This is a genomic window from Xylanimonas allomyrinae, from assembly GCF_004135345.1.
GTDB lineage: Bacteria > Actinomycetota > Actinomycetes > Actinomycetales > Cellulomonadaceae > Xylanimonas > Xylanimonas allomyrinae.
On the sequence record NZ_CP035495.1, the window covers coordinates 720228 to 740349 of the forward strand.

The 20122-nt window shown below is 72.8% G+C and carries 8 protein-coding genes and 3 pseudogenes; 7 read left to right on the forward strand and 4 right to left on the reverse strand.

All coding sequences use genetic code 11. The features are described from left to right. The first annotated feature begins 2 nt into the window (after nt 1-2). Nucleotides 3-874: pseudogene (locus ET495_RS03260) on the forward strand (TrmH family RNA methyltransferase). Between the two features lie 108 nt (nt 875-982). Here ET495_RS03260 and ET495_RS03265 read toward each other — a convergent pair. Beyond that, the gene (locus ET495_RS03265) at nt 983-1837 is read right to left on the reverse strand and encodes a hypothetical protein (RefSeq protein WP_129202567.1); all 855 of its coding nucleotides are present in this window, start codon (nt 1835-1837) and stop codon (nt 983-985) included. 531 nt (nt 1838-2368) lie between these two features. Between ET495_RS03265 and ET495_RS03270 the strand changes: the two genes are divergently transcribed. The 3 genes from ET495_RS03270 to ET495_RS03280 all read left to right on the forward strand — a co-directional run bounded on the left by ET495_RS03270 (nt 2369) and on the right by ET495_RS03280 (nt 11011). After that, the gene (locus ET495_RS03270) at nt 2369-3340 is read left to right on the forward strand and encodes a siderophore-interacting protein (RefSeq protein ID WP_129202569.1); all 972 of its coding nucleotides are present in this window, start codon (nt 2369-2371) and stop codon (nt 3338-3340) included. Nucleotides 3341-3779: 439 nt separating this feature from the next. After that, nucleotides 3780-9026 (forward strand): DUF7927 domain-containing protein, encoded by a 5247-nt coding sequence (locus ET495_RS03275; RefSeq protein WP_129202571.1) that lies wholly within the window; start codon nt 3780-3782, stop codon nt 9024-9026. Between the two features lie 128 nt (nt 9027-9154). Further along, nucleotides 9155-11011, forward strand: a complete 1857-nt coding sequence (locus ET495_RS03280) for a sigma-70 family RNA polymerase sigma factor (RefSeq protein ID WP_162616345.1) — start codon at nt 9155-9157, stop codon at nt 11009-11011. Between the two features lie 223 nt (nt 11012-11234). On the opposite strand, the gene ET495_RS03285 is transcribed toward ET495_RS03280, so the two are convergent. Beyond that, nucleotides 11235-11765, reverse strand: a complete 531-nt coding sequence (locus ET495_RS03285) for a YbhB/YbcL family Raf kinase inhibitor-like protein (RefSeq protein WP_129202575.1) — start codon at nt 11763-11765, stop codon at nt 11235-11237. 201 nt (nt 11766-11966) lie between these two features. Here ET495_RS03285 and ET495_RS03290 point away from each other — a divergent pair, with 201 nt between their 5' ends. The 3 genes and pseudogenes from ET495_RS03290 (at nt 11967) to ET495_RS03300 (ending at nt 18112) form a co-directional block, all read left to right on the forward strand. After that, nucleotides 11967-12845 carry a hypothetical protein gene (locus ET495_RS03290; RefSeq protein WP_211340903.1) on the forward strand — a complete coding sequence of 293 codons (879 nt, stop codon included), beginning with the start codon at nt 11967-11969 and terminating at the stop codon, nt 12843-12845. Further along, nucleotides 12842-14527 carry a Y-family DNA polymerase gene (locus ET495_RS03295; RefSeq protein ID WP_245993288.1) on the forward strand — a complete coding sequence of 562 codons (1686 nt, stop codon included), beginning with the start codon at nt 12842-12844 and terminating at the stop codon, nt 14525-14527. Before ET495_RS03290 ends, ET495_RS03295 begins: the two co-directional genes overlap by 4 nt. Next, nucleotides 14524-18112, forward strand: a pseudogene (locus ET495_RS03300) (error-prone DNA polymerase). Before ET495_RS03295 ends, ET495_RS03300 begins: the two are co-directional and overlap by 4 nt. A 19-nt stretch (nt 18113-18131) precedes the next feature. On the opposite strand, the gene ET495_RS03305 reads toward ET495_RS03300, so the two are convergent. After that, nucleotides 18132-18953, reverse strand: a complete 822-nt coding sequence (locus tag ET495_RS03305; protein WP_129202577.1) for a serine protein kinase RIO — start codon at nt 18951-18953, stop codon at nt 18132-18134. A gap of 445 nt (nt 18954-19398) precedes the next feature. Beyond that, nucleotides 19399-20073 (reverse strand): annotated as a pseudogene (locus ET495_RS18435) (metal-dependent hydrolase); the annotation flags it as partial. Between the last annotated feature and the right edge of the window lie 49 nt (nt 20074-20122).

A 20122-nucleotide genomic window follows, 5' to 3' on the forward strand; every position in this document is an offset into this window, starting at 1 on the left:
GGGTGACAGCACCCGATGTCGTGCGGATCGCCGACCCCGCCGACTCCCGCCTGACCGACTACACCGACCTCAAGGACGTCGCCCTGCGGTCCCGCCGCGAGCCCGCCGAGGGCCTGTACATGGCCGAGTCCTCGACGGTGATCCGGCGCGCGCTCGCCGCCGGCCACCGGCCGCGCTCGTTCCTCATGGCCGACCGCTGGCTGGAGTCCATGGCCGACGTCGTCGCCTGCTGGCCGGGCGTGCCCGTGTTCGTCGCGGACGAGGACGTGCTCCAGCAGATCACCGGGTTCCACCTGCACCGGGGGCGCTCGCGGCCATGCACCGGCCGGTGCTGCCGACGGTGCACGAGCTCGTGCACGCGGCGCGTGGGGGAGCCGGGGCGCAGCGGGTCACGGGTGACCGGCACGGATGCGTGCCGCGCGAGCGATCCAGGATCGCGATCATGGAGAACCTGGTCGATCACACGAACATCGGGGCCGCGTTTCGTAGCGCGGCGGCGCTCGGCGTCGATGCCGTGCTGGTGACCCCGCGGTGCGCGGATCCGCTCTACCGTCGCTCCATCAGGGTCAGCATGGGAACCGTCTTCCAGGTGCCGTGGACACGGATCGAGTCATGGCCGCAGGGCATCGGGATGATCAAGGAGGCCGGCTACGTCGTGGCCGGGATGTCGCTTCGGGAAGACTCGATCACCCTTGACGAGCTGGTCGAGCAGGACCACCAGCACCTTGCGCTGGTCTTCGGCACCGAAGGGCACGGGCTCATACCTGCGACCGAGCGGATGCTCGATGCGAAGGTCACGATCCCCATGTTCAACGGCGTGGACTCGCTCAACGTGGCGGCATCGTCGGCCGTCGCGTTCTACGCGACACGCTGACGGTCAGCCCGGGTGACATCGGGCGCGTCTGCGGCATGCCCCGGGTCTTGCCAGCGAACGACAGCTACCGGCGGCAGTCCCCGGAGTCTCGCGTGCTTTCCGGTGTTGCTAATCGCGCTGCTGGGCGCGCAACTCGTCTCCAAGCGCCTGCACAAACTTGTCTGGAACTGCAACGTATAACTTCACTTCTCTCGCCGTGTACGCCGAAGGGAGAACCTTCTTCGACACGGGCGGAAGCGCCTCGACAGGCTTGGCAAACTTGATCCTGACATCCGTTCCGGTTAAGTTCGTGAGTACCACAACATCACCGTCGACTCTCGGCTGGGTGTACCTGAAGTCATTCACGCGACCCACGTCCTCGATATGACTGATCGCAGTGGATACGACCGTCCGATTCCCCCGTTTCAGGACCAGGAGACCGTCTCCGACGAGATGAGGGTTGGCCACCCTGGAGGCCAGGACACCGAACGCAAGAATCAACGTGTATAGAGCTGCTATCAGCAGGGCTATCTGCAGCCACGGCCAGGGTACGACCAGATGAATGATGAGCACTTCTACCAGGGTGATGGCAAGCATTGCTACAGGCACGGACATCGAACCCTTCGCGTAGCCAAAGCCTGACACTCCCGGGCGAACACCGTTTCGGCGTCCGGAAATCAAAGTTGCGATGCACCGAAGAGTCTTGACCTCGGCAGCCGCGAACCGCAATGCCGGCTCTTCCTCTTCCAGCAGGCGTAGGATCTCGGCTCCGCGAGCTCCGGTAGACCGTCGCAGCGCGCGTATTCTCCACAGTGAGATCAGCAACAGCGTGGCGATGAGAGGGGCTTCCAGTCCCAAGAACAACGTCAACAGCGTCTCGCGTGACAAGAGTCCCAGAAGGTGCGTCACCGTGGAAGCAAGGGCCACAAGAATTACCGCAGAGGCCCCAAACCGATGGAGTCGTTTGAGGTCGAAGCCGGTCATGCAGCCAATCATGGACCGTGAGACGCGGTCGTTGTCAATGCTCGGTGTACGACCGTGAAGCCCGGGTCAGACTTCGTCACCTACACCGGCTCTTCGCCGATTCGGCGGGAATGAACGAGTCGGCGAAGAGCCGGTTGGTGGGTGGCGCCCGCGTGCCCGGGGTGGTGTTGTCGGTCGGCGCGTACTGCCACGGCGGGGCTGATGCGCGCGGCCCGGACGGCGGGGTTGGCCGGGGCCAGGAGGCCGACGAGTGCCCCGATCACGGGGCCCGCCGCGATGGTCCACGGGACCAGGGCGGCTGACCGGTGGTCGACGGCGGCGAGTGCGTGGTGATGGCCGGGCCCGCCGGGATCGCTGCACGCGGACGGCTTCGCCGTCGACGGACGATCCCGATGGCGAACGGGGTCGACTCGCTCAACGTGGCGCATCGTCGGCGGTGTCGTGCTGCGTGACCCGGTGGGCGGGCGGGCTCCCGTCCGCGAGACGGACGTCACGGACAGGCACCCCGGAAGTGAGGTTAGGCTGACCTTCGTGACCGAGACCCTGGCCGCCACGACCACCCAGGTGCAGCCGTGGCGCATGTTCGACGTCGAGGTCAAGCGGGTCGTGCGGCTGTGCCCGTCGTTCGTGCGCATCACGTTCACTGGACCCGACCTGCACCTCGTCGCCGACAACGGCCGCGACCAGCGCATCAAGCTGCTGCTGCCCGCCCCCTGCGGCGGCTGGGAGCACCTCGACCGGCAGAACCCCGACTGGTACACCGCCTGGCGAGAGCTGCCCGAGGAGCGACGCAACCCGTTGCGCACCTACACCGTCCGCGCCGTGCGCCAGAGCGTCAACGAGGTCGACGTCGACGTCGTCCTGCACGGTGACACCGGCCCTGCCTCGCGCTGGGCCCAGACCGCGCGACCCGGCACGCCCCTGGTCATCATCGCGCCCGACGCCCGCTACGCCGGCCCGCACGGCGGCGTCGAGTTCGCCCCGCCGGCGCGCGCGCACGCCCTGCTGCTCGCGGGCGACGAGACCGCGGTGCCCGCGATCGCCGCCATCTGCGAGTCGCTGCCCGACGACGCGTTCGGCGAGGTCTACCTGGAGGTGCCGCACCCCGAGGACCGGTGGACGCTCGCGGCACCCGCCGGCGTCCACGTGCACTGGCTGGGCAGGGACGGCGCCGCGCACGGGACGCTGCTGGTGCCCGCGGTCGAGGCCGCGGCCGATCGGCTGCTCGCGATGGGCGTGCGTGCCTCCGCCACGGCTCTGCCGACCGGGTCGTCGTCCGCCGCGGTGCTGGAGGACGTCGACGTCGACCGCGACGTGCTGTGGGAGGTGCCGATCGACGACGACGGGCACGCCCTGACGCAGGACGCCGTGCTCTATGCGTGGCTGGCGGGTGAGGCCGGCGTCATCAAGACGCTGCGGCGCCACCTCGTCGGCGAGCGCGGCGTCGACCGCAAGGCTGTCGCGTTCATGGGCTACTGGCGGCGAGGCAAGGCCGAGATCTGAGGTCGCGGCGCCGTCGGCGCCCGACCGCCCGCAGGCCGTCCACCGGCACGATCGCGCTGCTCGCCGACGTGCCGAGCCGGCGAGGCCCCCGGTACGGGCACGCCCACCCGGTAGCAGAGGGGACTCTGCGTGCCACGCGACCGGTCGGAGCGCGACACATTCCTATAGTTCAACTGTTCGTCGCAATTGCTGCAGAGAAGCCCGCGCTTGGCCTCAAGGCCGACCGGCGCGTGCAACCGGGCTCCTGACCTGCAATGACGTCGGCCATCCGAATCATCCGTGAGATCCCCTGTCGCGGGGGAGCAACACTCACGGCCTGACGCGATGTCGGTTGGCCGTCAACGGTCGTCACGACCGCGTCGTCGCCGGGTCATGTCGGGAAACCACGGTTGCCCGCGTGCGGTGCGCGGCGACGGGGAAGCGCGTCAGGAGCAGGAACATGAACTACAGCCGGAACAACGCGAGACATGTGACGGTGCACACCCGATCACGTCGCCGACGCGGAGCCCTGTGCCGCAAGATCATGGCGGGCATCGGAGGGCTCGCGGTCGTGCTGACTCCGCTGGTGGTGCCAGCCGCGGGTGCCGACGATCTGGCAGCTGCCTTCGCCTCAGGCGTGGTGATCGTGGACGCGAACAACGACGGCGCCGTCGGCGCGGCGTCCCCCATGGCCGGCGCGTCGGACGCGCCCCTGGCCGGGGTGGCCGTCGTGCTGCGTGGCACCGATCCGCAGCATCCGGGGTGGACGACGACGACGGCTGCGGACGGGACCTGGGCGTTCCCGGAAGGCGACTACACGGCGTCGCCCGGCCCGTACACCGTGACGATCGACGTCGACGGTGTGGGGGGAGACGTCTACGCAACGTCGCCCCCGGGGAAGAGCAACGCGTTCACGCCGGTGCCCGACGAGGCGCAGCAGGCGAAGTCGGCCACGTTCGAGGCCGGCGGGTCGATCGTGCTGAACGCCCTGGTGTACCCGGCATGGGGGTTCGACCTCGCGCTCGCCAACGACCCGGTCGGGTATCAAGGCAAGTCGCTCTACACGGGCACGACGCCGTTCGACGCGGCCGAGGGCGTCGGCAACGACGTGTCACAGGCTGATGCCGTGGTCCGGACCGGAGACGTGGTCTCGCTCAACTGGTCGTTGACCGCAGCGCACAACGTGGCGGTGTCGGACACTCTCCCCGACGCGACGCTCGAGCAGACGATCACCCTGGGTGACGGGGCGGTCGCCAACTTCGCCGAGGTCCCGCCCATCTGCGCGTCCGCCACGATCGTGGCTCGGCCGTCGGGCACGGCGATCGCGCCGCGCACCGACCCGCCTGCCGGGACGAAGAGCGTGGTGCTGACGTGCGGCCTCGGTGACATGGGCGAGGACCGTGCCGCGATTCTCCTGCCGACCAGCATCTGGGTCTCGGGCAACTCGACCTCCGGCGCGCAGTTCTCGACCAGCGCGCGCGCCTACGCGACCGGCGCGGACGGCGTGGCCGTGGCCCGGCCGTCCGACGCGGGGGAGTACGGGCCGTTCACGATCACAGCGGCTCCGCACTACGACATCGCCAAGTGGGGAGCGATCACCGCAACCGGGCCGACCAACGTGACCTTCAACGGGGTGGCGAGCACGAGCGTCTACACGCTCACCTACGTCGTCACCATCTCGACCGACCGTGCGGGCGGCGCGGAGGCGTTCTCGCAGCCGATCACGGTGCAGGACGCGTTCTGGGCGACGTACGGCGACGGCCAGACCGGCGAGTCGGGCACGGTGGTTCCGGACCTGAAGTACGAGATCTCGACCTGTGCGCCGGTCACGCCGAGCAACCTCAACAACACCGCGGTGCCCGTGTGGGGTGCGCTGACCGGAACCGCGACGACCGCGAACACGGTCGCGGGCTCGGGGACCTGCGCGACATCGCGCCCCAGCGGGTCGGACGAGCCGTACACGCTGACGCTCTCGGGCATCGACACCTCCGCGTCGCGCTACCCGACCCAGACGGTCAAGGGCGCCGACCTCTCGGCCGGGCCGTTCTACGTCGCCTCGTACCTCGTCACCGTGCGTGTCCCCGTCTCGGAGATCGACCGCGCCACGGGAGCGGCAGACGACGGCTCCGGCTCGCTCACGTTCTACAACCGGGTCGGAGGCTTCGACCCCGTGGGTGCGTCGGGGACGAGCAACTACGGCGCGGGCGAGGAGCCCGGCTACTGCGAGGTCGGGCCGGCCGACGACGGGGTGGACAACTGCGACCTCATGCCGGATTCCGCCGCCGAGCGGAGCAACAACGTCGCGGGGCCCAAGACCGTGACCGTCACACCGTCGACGCCGTCGCCCACCGCTCCGACCTGGGCGAAGTACTTCCTCGACAACACCACGCCGTGGAGCTACTCGTTCGCGCTGCTGCCGGAGGCCCAGGCCAACCACGACGGCGCCGCGCTCGTCCAGCCCGGGGAGGTCCACACCACCGACATGACGGTGACAGCCGGCTCGAGTACCCCGCTGACCAACGTCCAGCAGTGTGACGTCTTCGACAACTCGATGGCCACGCTCGCCCCGCTGAACGCCACCACCGGGAAGACGGCGATGCGGAGCCTCGCCGACGACCGGTACTCCTACGTCCTGCGCAGCGGTGGCAGCGTGGCGGTGAACCAGGCGTTCAACGACAACTTCGTCGTCGAGTACGCGCACGTCGACCTGACCGGCAACGACCCGGACACCGGCAGCTTCGACGCCCTGAACAACCGTTGGAAGGGGGACTGGACCGCGCAGAAGGCCGTGAGCTGCGCGCAAGTCCCCGAGGATCAGTGGAAGTCCGATCCGAACGCTGTGCCCGGCGGTATCGACGAGGTGAACGTCGCTCGGATGAGCGCGAAAGACGGCTTCGTCATCGAGCCGGGCCTCAAGTTCGCGTGGTGGCTCGCGTTCGAGCAGCGCGAGACGTTCCACGGCGGACCGCACGACGGCCAGGCCATCCCGGGCGGCACCGTCTTCGCGAACTTCGGCCGGGTGCGCAGCGACGAATGGCAGCCGGACTGGAACGCCTCCAGCTACATTCCGGGCGCCGGCACGACCGACGGCATCGCGCGAAACGCGGAGTCGACCAGCAGCCAGGGTGACCGCTGGACCGTCACGCTGGCGACGATGCGGCTGACCAAGCGGACGATCGCCGCCGACGTCGGCGGCGTCCAGGCCACCGGGGTCGCCGACGTCGGGGTCACCGGCTCGGCGATCGCCGGACGACCGGTGGTCTGGGAGATCACCCCGACCTTGTCGGCGACGTCCGACGCCCCCGCGCCGATCAGCGACGTCGTGGTGACCGACACCTTGCCCGCCTTCGTGACGTACGACGACGCGGCTACGGCCGCCGTGGCGGGCGGTACGCCGGCGTCGACCTATCACGTCAACGCCGACGGCACCACGACGCTCACGTGGACGCTGGGGCGGCGGACCCCGAACGAGGCGATCACTCCGTTGCGGGTGGTCACGGGTACCGACCCGCTCGCGCCCAACGGCACCACGCTGGTCAACACGGCCACGATCACGGCCTCCGGGGTCGTCCCGCGCGCGACGCACACCGACACCCACACCGTGCGCCTGGCGCAGACAGGTGAGGTTCAGCTGAAGAAGACCGTGGATCACACGCTCGACCTGCAGGACGGTCAGCAGGCCTACACGCTGCGGCTCAAGAACTTCTCCGCGACGCTGCCGATCGCCGCGCCCACGCTGATCGACGTGCTGGCCTACAACGGGGACGCCTCGGGCAACGCCCGCGTCAATCGTTCTCCGGAGTCGGCGTACTCCGGGACGAACACGCTGGCCGCGCCGCCGCAGGCGTTCGAGTTCGACGGCACGACGCCGCTGAGCGGCACGTTCTTCTACACGACGGTCCCTGCGGCGCAGGTTCCGCAGTCGCTCAACGACGACACGGATCCAGCCATCTGGACCACCGAGTTCACCACTGACGCGACGGCGGTCAAGTTCGTCGCGGGGCAGAACCTGGCGACAACGGCAGACCCGTCGGCCTCAGGCCTGACCATCACCTACACGACACAGCAGGCCGGCAACCGGGCCGGCGACCTGTACGCCAACCGGTTCACCGCGTTCTCCGACACGCTCATGAACGGTTCGAGGTACCAGATGCTGGCCTCGAACCAGACGACGGTGCGTGTGCTCGGGTTCAGCCTCGGCGACCTGGTCTGGATCGAGACGGATGACGACGGGGTCTACACCCCGGGCGTGGACCTGCCCGCTCCGGCCGGCGTCGTGGTCGAGGTGTACGACGGCGACGACACCCTGGTCGCCACGAGCACGACCGACGAGAACGGCCGGTGGGTGGTCGACGACCTGCCGCAGGGCAGCTACTACGTGCGGATCCCGGCGTCACAGTTCGCCGCGGGAGGACCGCTCGCGGGCCTGCGCGCCTACCCGGATCCTGAGGAGGACCCGAACGGGGACCTCAACGAGCAGCAGGGGCACAACGGCGTCGCGGACTCCGGCCCCGGCGCGACGCCCTACTCCGTGGTGACGGCGCCGATCACGCTGAGCGCCGCCGTCGACGGCGACACGATCACCGGCAAGGAGCCGCTGGGCGACAACACCGCAAGCATGCGTTTCTCCGCGCTCACCACGGACGACTTCACCAACCTCACGCTGGACATCGCCCTGTTCGCGGCAAGCGACTACACGTTCGCCAAGACCGCCGACCCGGCGTCGGGCACCGCGGTGGCGCCGGGCGACACCGTGACCTACACGCTGACGGGCACGAACACGGGCGGCACTCCGCTCGAGGTGACCATCACCGACGACCTGTCGGCCGTGCTCGCGCACGCCGGCCTGGTCGACGGCTCGGTGGTCGCGACCGTCGACGGTGCGGGCGCGCAGCCCGCCCCGGTCGTGAACGGCACGACGCTGTCGTGGACCGGACGGCTCGATCCGGGCCAGGTGGTCCACGTCACCTACGCGGTGGTGGTCAACGCCGGGAGCGAGGGCGCAACCCTGCGCAACCTGGCGAGGTCGACGGCCGTGCCTCCGTCCGGCACCGAGATCGTCCCGCCCGAGCAGGAGACCACCCACCCGGTGCCCGGGTACGAGCTCACCAAGACCGCGGACCCGGCCGACGGGACGAGCGTGCGCCCGGGGGAGAAGGTCACCTACACGCTGACCGGGACCAACACCGGCGCGACCCGGCTCGACCCGGTGACCATCACCGACGACCTCGCTCACGTCCTGGACCACGCGAGCCTGGACGGTGACCCCGTCGCGACCGTCACCGGATCCGACGGCGCAGCCCGCACCGCGGGAACGACGGCCGTCAGCGCGACCGGCCTGGTCTGGACCGGGGTCCTCGAGGTGGGCGAGACCGTCACGGTGACCTACACCGTCACCGTGGACGCCGACTGCCCCGACACGAGCCTGGTCAACGTCGCGGTGTCGTCGGCCACACCCCCGGGGACCGACCCGATCACCCCGCCGGAGGCCGACACGACACACCCTGTCGACACCCCTGAGCCGACGCCTGCGGTCGGCGTGCCGTCCGCGCCGCCCGCCCCCTCGAACGAGGTCGTCGAGCATGCGCACGCGTCCTGGTTGCCGCGCACCGGCGCCGAGATCGGTGTCGCGTCCGCCGCGGTCGTCGTCCTGCTGGGAGCGGGCGTGCTCCTGATCGCGGCGACCCGCGCCCGCCGCCGCCTGTAGAGCGCAGCCCGCGAGGCCCGGTCACCGGCAGTCGTGACGACCCGGTGACCGGGCCCCGCAGCGGGATCAGGTGCTGCTGACAAGCGCCGCCGATCGGGACCGGCGGCATGAAGGAGAGGGAACCTGCGATGGCACTGGCGGCCCACGCGGAGCAAGCCGACGACCCCACGGCGTTGTCCGACGCCGAGCTCGTGGACCGAGTTCGCCTTGGAGACACCGGCGCATACTGCGAGCTGTGGGACCGGCACCATGGTGCGGGGCTGCGCGCGGCAGCCAAGATCACGCGGCGCTACGACCCGGACGACATGGTCCAGGAGGCATTCGCTCGGATCCTGTCCGCAATCCGCCGAGGATGCGGCCCACGAGAAGGGTTCCGCCCGTATCTCTACGCCACGATCCGCAACCTCTCGGTGAACTGGACACGCGACCTGGCGGCGTCCGACACGCTCGACGACCTGATCGACGTCGTCGACCCGGAGTCGGTCTTCGACGACGCCGTACTGGACCGGACGATCACCGGACGTGCCTTCCGCAGCCTGCGCACCGAGTGGCGCACCATCCTCTGGTACACGTCGGTCGAGGGAATGCCGCCCCGCGAGGCGGGCCGGTATCTGGGCCTGTCCGCGAACGCGGCCGCCGCGCTGGCCTACCGCGCACGCGAGGCGCTGCGCGTGGCCTGGATCCAGGCCCATGTGTCGACGGCGGGTATCGACGAAGGGTGCCAGACCTCTGTCGCGCAGCTGGGCGCGTACAAGCGCGGTCAGCTGTGCACGGCTGAGGTCGACCGGCTCGAAGACCACCTGAAGGTCTGCCTGCGCTGCTCGATCCTCGTCGAGGAGCTCGACGACGTCGCGGACCGGCTGCGCGCCGTTCTCGTGCCGCTGATCCTCGGGCCGGGCCTGGCCGGCGCCTTCGAGGGGATGGCTGGGGCGGGCTTCTCGGCCTCCGTCCCCGCCCCGGCGGCGCGGCCGGCTCCTTCCGGCGCCGGGGAGGGTGCGGGCGGCGTCTCCCGCGGTCCGGGGCGGTTGAGGCCGACCCATGCCGGGCCAGGGGCGAAGGTGGCCGCGCTGGTGCTCGCGACGGCGCTCGGCCTGACCGCCGGCTGGGCCGTGTGGCGCAGCCTGGGTGGCGAGCAGCCTCAGAAGGACCCCGCCGCGATGGCGCTGCCGGAGCGGGCGCCTGCCGCGGAGGACGACGGGGATGCGTCTGATGACCCGCCGACGGTCCCCGGTGGGGACCCCGGTCCTGCGGGGGCGGTGCTTGTGCCCGAGGGCCTGAGCGACCTGGCCGACCCTGACACGCGGCCTGGAACCGCGACGCCTTCCGCGTCCGCGGGACCCGGCGACCAAGACCGCTCAACGGATCGCGCCGGTGCGATCTTGCCGTCGGCGGAGGACATGGCGTTGCCTGCCCGCGACGCCGACGGCACTCCGAAGGACCCGGGGACCGCTGCGCCACAGCCGTCGCCCGAACCTCTCCAGGCGCCACATGTCGACGGGGTGACGCAGAGCCTCTACCTGCCCGAGGTCCGCGGCACTGCCGATCCGGGCGCCAGCGTGACCGTCGTCGCCGACGGCGTGCCCGTGGCGCGGACGACGGCGGACGCTCACGGCGGCTGGTCGGCCACGCTGGCGTTCGACGTGGCGCCCGCCGCGCCCCCCGTCGTCGCCGCGTACCAGGAGGTCGACGGACGGCGATCGCCGTCCGCGCCGATCGCCGAACCCCTCGACATCAAGACGCCGACCGTGGAGGCCGTCTCCGTCGTCCCGTCGCCCACCGTCACGTTCACGGCGGTGCCGGGGACCGTGGTCCACGTGTCCGTGGACGGGCTGGTCACCGGTTACCCCCACGCCGTGCTGGGAGGAACGACCGTCCGGGCGCTCATCGGACTCCGCCCGGGACCCCACACGGTGGCGGTGCGCTACGCGGACCCGGCCACAGGGCGGTACGGGGCGTGGGCGCGGACAGGGTTCACCATTCCGTGAACCGTGGGAGCAGGGGGACCCGGAGGCTGCGAAGCCGGTCGTGACGGGTGGGTGCGGCGGTGGTGGCGAAGGGTCGCGCCGGCCGCCCGCCAGGCGTGCTGCTCGCAGTCCGCGGACTGCGAGCAGCACGCCAGGCGAGCCCCGGGTGCGGGGCAGACGACGGGGCCGGCGACGGGGGCCGCGGCCCGGGGCGTTCAGCCCAGGTCGCCGAGGGTCGGGAGCGTCACCTCTGGTAGGTGCCGACGATGACGGCGCGCGCGAGCGTGTGGAACACGACGTTGAACGCGACGGCGGCGTTCGACGCCTCCGGCCCGACGCCGAGTCGCGGGACGTCGAGGGCGTGCACCGCGAAGAAGTAGCGGTGCTCGTGGTCGCCGGGCGGCGGGGCGGCGCCCATGTATCCGGGCTCGCCGCCGTCGTTGCGCACGTGGTAGGCGCCCGCGGGGAGCGCGGCGCCGCCCAGGGCCCCCGCGCCGCGGGGCAGCGACGTCGTCGTCGCGGGGATGTCGACCGCGTTCCAGTGCCAGTACCCCGAGGGCGTCGGCGCGTCCGGGTCGAAGGCGCTCACCACGAAGGACTGCGTGCCCTCCGGGAAGCCCGACCAGGCGAGGGCGGGCGAGGCGTTCTCGCCGTCGACCGTGAAGGCGGTGTCGAGGCGCTGCCCGTCGGTGACGTCCGGGCTGGTCAGTGCGAACGAGGGGGCGTGGGGAAGGAGCGAGTAGGGGTCCGGGGGGTACGGGCGCTCGAGTGACATGCCGTCATCCTGCCCCGTGGGGGTCGACGCTCGCCACCCTGTTGACAGAGCCTCCGCGGCAGCGTTGACTAGAACACGTGTTCGAACACCTGTTCGGCGCGGCCATGTGCGTCAGCCTGCGGGCGAGGCTCGCAGGCTCGACACGGTTCTGGCAGGCGCGGCTTGGACGAGCCGGTGCCGCCCGCGGGGAGAGGGGGTCCCATGAGCGTCGCCGTCACCGACGATCATGCCCGCTCCGGGGAAGCCGCGGGCGGCACGGGCCGCTGGGCGCATGCGCGTGCCGCGCTCGCCGCGGCCGAGCAGCGCACCGGGGTCCGGCGCCCGTCGCCTGGCCCGGTGCGGGCGCCGGCCGCGCACGTCCGCAGGCCCTCCGCGGCTCCGGGCCTCGGCGTGGCGCGTGGGCTGCCGGTCGATCCGCGGCTGGCCGCGCTGCTGCCCGACGGCGTGCTGACGCCGGGCGGGGTGATCGCCGTGCACGGGTCGATGTCGCTGCTGCTCGGGATGCTCGCAGCGGCCTCGCGCGACGGGGCGTGGGTCGCGTTCGTCGGAGCGCCCGCGGCGAGCATGCTCGCCGCGTCCGACGCGGGCCTGGCGCTCGAACGTGTCGCGCTGGTGCCGGACCCGGGACCGGACGCCCCTGCGGTGGTCGCCGCGCTGCTCGACGGCATGGACGTGGTGGTGGCAGGGCCGCGTGCGGCGCTGCTCGACCCCGACCGGCGCCGTCTGGCCGCCCGTGCCCGCGAACGCGGGGCCGTCATCGCCTCGACGGTGCCGTGGCCCGGAGCGCTCGTGGCCCTCGACGTGTGCGCCGGAACGTGGTGGGGGGTCGACGCCGGGGCTGGTTGGTTGCAACGGCGGAGCGTGCGCGTGCGGCGCACCGGGCGCGGCGCGGCGGGCAGACCGGTCGAGCTGGACGTGGAGGTCCCGGTGGTGGCCAGGGAGGCGGTGCCGGGTGCGGCGGTGAGCTCGTCTGCGGGTGTGCGGGCCGGGGGGCCGGCGGGGGCTGAGGTGCCGGGCCCTGCGGCTGCCGAGCCCGCGCCGGCGGCGTCCCCGGTCGGCGGGCTGCAGGTGGTCGCATGACCGGAGCGCCGCCCGTGCCGGTGGCGCAAGGCTCGCCCGCCCTCGTACCCGCGCCTGCGCCGACCGGGGGACCGGTGCGCACCGCCGTCCTGTGGGTCCCCGACTGGCCGGTCGTCGCGGCGATGGCCGTCGCGGGCGTCGACGCGCACGTCCCGGCCGCGGTGCTCGCGCACCAGGGCGTGGTCGCGACGTCGGCGGTGGCGCGCTCGGCGGGGGTGCGCCGTGGGATGCGCCGCCGGGTCGCGCAGGAACGCTGCCCCGGGCTGGTGCTGCTGCCCGCCGACGACGTCCGCGACGTGCGCGAGTTCGAGCCGGTCGCCGCGGCCGCCGAGACCGTGGTCGCGGGCGTGGAGGTGGCCCGGCCGGGGCTCCTGCTGCTGCCCGCCGACGGCCCGGCGCGCTTCCACGGCTCCGAGGAGGACCTGGCGCGTGCCCTGGTCGAGGCGGTGTCCGAGGCCGGGTTCGAGGCGCAGGTCGGCGTGGCCGACGGCATCCTCGCGGCCATCCTGGCGGCGCGTGCCGACGCCGTCGTGCCCGCCCGCGGATCACGTGACTTCCTCGCGCCCTACCCGGCGGCCGGGCTGCTGCACGCCGTCACCGACCCGGGCTCCGTCACCGCGGTGCGCGCCGCCGTCGACCTGTGGTGGAGGCTTGGCGTGCGCACCCTGGGCGATCTGGCAGGGCTGCCACCGCAGAGCGTGAGCGGGCGGTTCGGCGGCCTGGGCGTGTGGGCGCAGCGCCTGGCGTGCGGCGAGGATCTGCGCCCGCCGGCGCGTCGCCGTCCCGAGGAGGACCTCGCCGTCGGGGCGGAGCTGGACCCGCCTGCGCTGCGCGTCGACGTCGCGACCTTCGCCGCCCGCCGCCTGGCCGAGGAGCTGTACGAGCTGCTGACCCGGCGTGGGCTGGCGTGCGGGCGGTTGCGCATCACGGCCCGCACGCAGGAGGCGACGCTCGAACGGGTGTGGCGTACCGACGACGCGGCGACGGGGGGTCTGAGCGCCGCACGCATCACCGACCGGGTGCGCTGGCAGCTCGAGGGCTGGCTGACCGCCGCGACGGCGCGGCGCGGGAACGAGGGCGACGCGGCACCCGCTCCGATCGTGCACCTGGCGCTCGCAGCGGAGGAGGTCGTGCCCGCAGGAACGCACCAACCGAGCCTGTGGGGAGCGGACGCGGGCGGTGACGTGCGCGCCCGCCGCGCGCTGGGGCGCGTCCAGGGTCTGCTGGGCGGCGACGCCGTGCTCACGGCCACGGTGCAGGGCGGGCGTGACCCGCGTGACCGCGTCCACCTGGTCCCGTTCGGTGAGCAGGCGCCCCCCGCCCGCGATGCGGCGCTCCCGTGGCCGGGCGCGCTCCCGGCCCCGGCCCCGGCCACCCTGGTCGCCCCTCCGCTGCGTGTCGACGTCCTCGACGCCCACGGCACCCCGATCCACCCCACCCCCGCCTCCATCTCCTCGCACCCCGGCCGCGATCGCGGCCGGCGGACCCGGGGCCGGCGGAGGCCGGGGAGGGACCGGGGACCGGGGCAGGGTGGTCGCCTGGGCCGGTCCCTGGCCGGTGCTGGAGCGGTGGTGGGAGGACGACGGGCAGCCACGGGTGCTGATCCAGGTGGTGCTCGACGACGGGCGCGGGCTGCTGCTCGCCGCCAGCGGCGGCGTCTGGCAGGTGGAGGCCGTCTATGACTGAGCCGTCACCCCGCTATGCCGAGCTGCACGCGCACTCGAGCTTCAGCTTCCTCGACGGCGCCTCGCACCCGGAGGAGCTCGTCGCCGAGGCCGCGCGCCTCGGGCTGGGCGCGCTCGCGGTCACCGACCACGACGGCTTGTACGGCGTCGTGCGCCACTCGCAGGCGGCGGCAGCCGTCGGGGTCGCGACCGCGTTCGGAGCCGAGCTGCACCTGCCGGTTCCCTCCGGGGCGGGACCGGTGCTCGACCCGCCCACGGGTGTGCCCGACCCGCGCGCCGATCACCTGCTGGTGCTCGCGCGCGGAGCCGAAGGCTACGGGCGGCTGTCGAGCGCGATCGCCACCGCTCACCTCGATGCGGGAGTCAAGGGCAAGGCGACCTACCACCTGGAGCACCTGGGGAGCAGGCGGCCGGCGAGTGGCTGGTGCTCACCGGGTGCCGCAAGGGCGCCGTGCGGCGCGCGCTCGCCGCCGGTGGCCGCGACGCGGCCCGTCGCGAGCTCGATCGGCTCACGGCGCTGTTCGGCCACGACAACGTCGCCGTCGAGATCACCGCGACCGGCGACCCCCGCGACTCCGGTCTGCACGATGCGCTCGCAGACCTCGCGCGCGAGGCCCGGCTGCCGCTCGTGGCCACCTCCAACGCGCACTACGCGCGCCCCAGCGACGCGACCCTCGCGAACGCGCTCGCGGCGGTGCGGGCGACCACCAGCCTCGAGGCGATGGACGGCTGGCTGCCGGGCGCACCCACGGCCCACCTGCACTCGGCCGCCGAGATGACCCACCTGCACCACCGCCACCCGCAGGCCGTGCCCACCGCCGCACGGCTCGCGGACGAGTGCGTGTTCGACCTCGGCCTCGTCGCCCCGGACCTGCCGCCGTACCCGGTCCCCGAGGGTCACGACGAGGCCTCGTGGCTGCGTGAGCTCGTGCGGCGCGGCGCGGTCGACAGGTACGGGCCGCGCGAGGCCGAGCGGATCCCCGGGGCGTGGGCTCAGCTCGACCACGAGCTCGCCGTCATCGAGAAGCTGCACTTCTCCGGCTACTTCCTCGTGGTCTACGACCTGGTCACGTTCTGCCACCGGAACGGGATCCTCGCGCAGGGGCGGGGGAGCGCGGCCAACTCCGCCGTCTGCTTCGCCCTGGGCATCACCGCGGTCGACGCCGTCAAGCACGGCCTGCTGTTCGAACGGTTCCTGGCGCCCGAGCGTGACGGCCCGCCCGACATCGACGTCGACATCGAGTCGGTGCGTCGCGAGGAGGTCATCCAGCACGTCTACGAGAGGTTCGGGCGCACGCACGCCGCCCAGGTCGCCAACGTCATCTCCTACCGTCCGCGCTCCGCGGTGCGCGACGCCGCCCGCGCGCTCGGCTACGACGTCGGGCAGCAGGACGCGTGGTCCAAGTCGATCGAGCGGTGGGGGTCGCTGCGGGACAACCCCAAGGTCGAGCCCACGGTGGTGACCCGGGCTGCCGCGAAGGACGCCCGGGGCGCCGCCGTCTGGGGCGGCGCGAGTGGTCACCGAGCCTCGGCCACGTCCGTGACCCGCTCGCCGACGACGCCGACCGTGACCGCGCTCACCGCCACCCGGACCGCCCACCGGCCCGTCCGGTGGTGCACCCCGGCGGCACGCACCCCGACGACGCCGGGACCAGCGCTGCCCGAGCCGGTGCCGCGCGGTCCGGTGCCACGGGGTCCCAAACCACCCGTTCCGACGACCCCCACGACGTCGTCCCCGTCCGCCGCCCCCCGTCGTCGGCCGACACCGGCGACATTCCCGAGCACGTCATCGACCTCGCCGAACGCTTCCTGCGCCTGCCCCGGCACCTCGGCATCCACTCGGGTGGCATGGTCATGTGCGACCGGCCCGTGATCGAGGTGTGCCCCGTCGAGTGGGCGCGCATGGAGGGGCGCACCGTGCTCCAGTGGGACAAGGAGGACTGCGCCGACGCGGGACTCGTCAAGTTCGACCTGCTCGGGCTCGGCATGCTCACCGCGATCCGGTACGCCTTCGAGGGCATCGAGGCGCGGACGGGCGAACGGCTGCACCTGCACGACCTGCCCGACGAGGACCCCGCGGTCTACGCGCTGCTGTGCGCCGCGGACACGGTCGGGGTGTTCCAGGTCGAGTCGCGCGCGCAGATGGCGACGCTGCCGCGCCTGCGGCCGCAGAACTTCTACGACATCGTCGTCGAGGTCGCGCTCATCCGCCCCGGCCCGATCCAGGGCGGCTCGGTCCACCCGTTCATCGAGCGCCGCAACGGCCGGCAGGCGGTCACCTACCCGCACCCGCTGCTGGAGAACTCGCTCAAGCGCACGCTCGGGGTCCCGCTGTTCCAGGAACAGCTCATGCAGATGGCGATCGACGTCGCCGGGTTCACGCCCGCCGAGTCCGACCGGCTGCGGCGGGCCATGGGGTCCAAACGGTCGGTCGAGCGGATGGAGGCGCTGCGCGAGCGGCTGATGCAAGGGATGACGGCGAACGGGGTCCCTCCTGACGTGCAGGAGCAGATCTACGACAAGCTCAAGGCGTTCGCCGACTTCGGCTTCCCCGAGTCGCACGCCTACTCGTTCGCCTACCTCGTGTACGCGTCGAGCTGGCTGAAGGTGCACCACCCGGCCGCGTTCTACGCGGGCCTGCTGGCCGCACAGCCGATGGGCTTCTACTCGCCTCAGACCCTGGCCGCCGACGCCCGCCGCCACGGCGTGACGGTGCTGCGACCCGACCTCAACGCGTCGGCGGCGCTCGCGGGCGTCGAGCGGCTGGCGAACCCTCCGGGCGGGGACGGTCCAGCACCCGGGGACGCCCAGGGGCCCGCGCACGTGACCACACCGCTGCCGCGTTCCCACCCGTCCTACGGGCCGGAGGCCGACCTGGGCCTCGCCGTCCGCCAGGGGCTCGTGCAGGTGCGTGGCCTCGGCAAGGACACGGCCGAGGCGATCGTCGCCGAGCGCGAGGCGCACGGCCCGTTCCGTGACCTGCGCGACCTGGTGCGCCGCGTGGACCTGGCGACGGCGCAGCTCGAGGCGCTCGCCACGGCCGGGGCCACCGACTGCCTGGGCGTGAGCCGCAGGGAGGCGCTGTGGGCGGCGGGCGCTCTCGGCCAGGAGGGGCCGGACACGCTGGAGGGCGTCTCGGTGGGCGTGGCCGCGCCCACGCTGCCGGGCATGACCGAGGTGGAGACGGCGGTCGCGGACGCGTGGGCGACGGGGATCACGCCGGGCCTCTCGCCCGTCGAGCTGGTACGCGACACCCTGCGGAGCGCGGGGGTGGTCACGGTGGCCGAGGCGGTCGGGGGCGAGCACGGGCGTCGCTTCGCCGTCGGCGGTGTGGTCACGCACCGGCAGCGGCCGGGCACCGCGGGCGGGGTGACGTTCCTGTCGATCGAGGACGAGACGGGCCTGCTCAACGTCGTGTGCTCGCCCGGGCTGTGGCAGCGGTTCCGCACCGTGGCGCGGGACGCCCCGGCCATGGTGGTGCGCGGCCGGTTGGAGAAGGCCGACCGTGCCACGAACTTCGTGGCCGAGCACCTGGCGCCGCTGCGTCTGCCGGTGTCCACGCGCTCGCGGGACTTCCGTTGAGGGGCGGCGCCAGGTGATCTCACCACGCCTGCGCGTACACGTCCGCGAACAGCTCCTCGGGATCGGCCTCGACCCCGCGCGCGGCGAACCACGCACACATGTTCACGCAGTCGCGGTGCAGGTACTCGACGGCGAAGGGGCTCGCCGCGAGGTCCACGACCTGTGGCACGTCGATGACCACGAGGCGCTCGCCGTCGGCGAGCACGTTGTAGGGCGAGAGGTCGCCGTGCGCCCACCCGAGCCGCGCGAACACGCCCATCGCGTCGCGAATCTGCTCGAGGTAGCCGGCGACGACGTCACGCGGGGGCCGCACCTGGGCGAGCCGTGGTGCGGCGACCCAGGCGCCGTCGTCGCCGGGGGAGCCGACGAACTGGAGCAGGATCTCGGTGCCGTCGAGCTGCACGGGGTAGGGCACGGGTGCGCCCGCCTCCCACAGCGCGCACAGCGCGGCGAACTCGGCGTGCGCCCAGTGCCCGGCCCGCACGGAGCGTCCGTAGGCGGACTTGCGGTCCTCGGCGGCGCGCTGGTCGCGTGTGCGGCGCAGCTTGCGGCCTTCGGTGTAGGAGTCGTCGCGGTCGAAGTCGCGGCGCTCCTGGCTGCGGTAGCGCTTGGCGGCGAGCAGGCTCCACCGCGCCGGGTCGTCAGGGACGGCGCGTTCGACGAGGTGGACGTCGGCCTCCTTGCCGGTCTTGAGGATGCCGAGCTCGGTGTCGAGGGCGGCGGCGTCGGTGACGACCCAGGAGGGGTACGGCTGGGGGCCGCGCTGTCCTTTGGCGACGGTGGCCCACGTGGACCAGCGCGTTCCGGGTGCGGGCAGGTCGGGGGTGTCCGGGACGGACATGGGTGGGATCTCCTCGGGAGGGAAGGTGCGGGGCTGCGGTGCCCGGCCTCCCGGAGGCGCGTCGGTCGGTCAGCGACGAGGCTGCAGGAGGCGGGCAGGGGCGACGACGGTCATGGCTGCCTCCCTTCACGGATCGGATGGGGCATGAGCGGGGTGCTCGGTTGCCGTTGTGGTGCCGATGCTGGCATGCGCGTCGTGCTGGGGTCGAGCGATTTCTCGGCGTCTCCCGCGAGCGAGCCGCCCGTAGCCGCCCGTCGTCAGGCGTTCGTCCCGGCCGGGTGTCAGACCCCGAGGACGGCTCCCGCGGTCGTCGTCGCCCATGACGCCGCGGCGTCCCACCAGGCGAGCGTGTCGACGCCGAGCAGGTCCAGTGCCGCCCAGGCCACCCGACGACGGCGTACGCGCTCACCGGCGACATGACGAGCCACTCGCGCCACGACCCGGCGTCGCCCAGCAGCGGGACCGAGAGGTTCCCGCCGGCGCGCCAGACGTCGTCGAACGGCAGCACGCGATGGCGGCGCACCCAGCGCGGAGAGCGGACCCGCAGCGGCCACAGCAGGGGGACGCCGTGGGTCGTGAGCAGGTCACCCACCAGGTGGACGAGGGAGCCGAGGCCGACGCAGAACGGCAGCCAGTACCACTCCTCGGGCGCGTACGCCGCGACCAGCGCGGCGAGCGAGAGCGACGCCAGCCACGGCCACACGCGGCCCTCGCCCGTGAGGTTGAGCGCACGCAGTGCGAACGCGATGAGCAGCACGGCCATGATGCCGGGGCCGACGAGCACCTGCCCGAACGTCGTCGTGCTGACGGTCACCTGGCCCGCGACCCACGCGATCGCGGTGAAGGCGGCGACACCGAGCAGCGAGTGCGTGGCGCCACGGTGCCCGCCCGAGACGGCGGCGACCACGCGGGTCACGGCCTGCGAGACGGGAGGCAGCGACCGTGCGATCGTGCCCGACTGGTGGTCGGCGTCGGGCAGCAGCGCGGCGCCCGCGCACACGAGCGCGCCCGTGACGACGCCGACGTCGGACACCGGGTACCAGCCGAGTGCCAGCGGCGTGGTCGCCGTGACCGCGACCCAGGCCGCGGCCCCCGACGCCGCGTGGTGCCCACCCATCATCGTGCCCGTCCCCCTTTGCGCGACGGCGCCGGGTGTGCCCGGTGCGCCT

Bases quoted from the DNA above. Each gene is read 5' to 3' on its own strand.
- ET495_RS03265 (WP_129202567.1), bottom strand. From the start codon at position 1,837: ATGACCGGCTTCGACCTCAAACGACTCCATCGGTTTGGGGCCTCTGCG.
- ET495_RS03275 (WP_129202571.1), top strand. From the start codon at position 3,780: ATGAACTACAGCCGGAACAACGCGAGACATGTGACGGTGCACACCCGA.
- ET495_RS03305 (WP_129202577.1), bottom strand. From the start codon at position 18,953: ATGTCCGTCCCGGACACCCCCGACCTGCCCGCACCCGGAACGCGCTGG.
- ET495_RS03285 (WP_129202575.1), bottom strand. From the start codon at position 11,765: ATGTCACTCGAGCGCCCGTACCCCCCGGACCCCTACTCGCTCCTTCCC.
- ET495_RS03295 (WP_245993288.1), top strand. From the start codon at position 12,842: ATGACCGGAGCGCCGCCCGTGCCGGTGGCGCAAGGCTCGCCCGCCCTC.
- ET495_RS03280 (WP_162616345.1), top strand. From the start codon at position 9,155: ATGGCACTGGCGGCCCACGCGGAGCAAGCCGACGACCCCACGGCGTTG.
- ET495_RS03290 (WP_211340903.1), top strand. From the start codon at position 11,967: ATGAGCGTCGCCGTCACCGACGATCATGCCCGCTCCGGGGAAGCCGCG.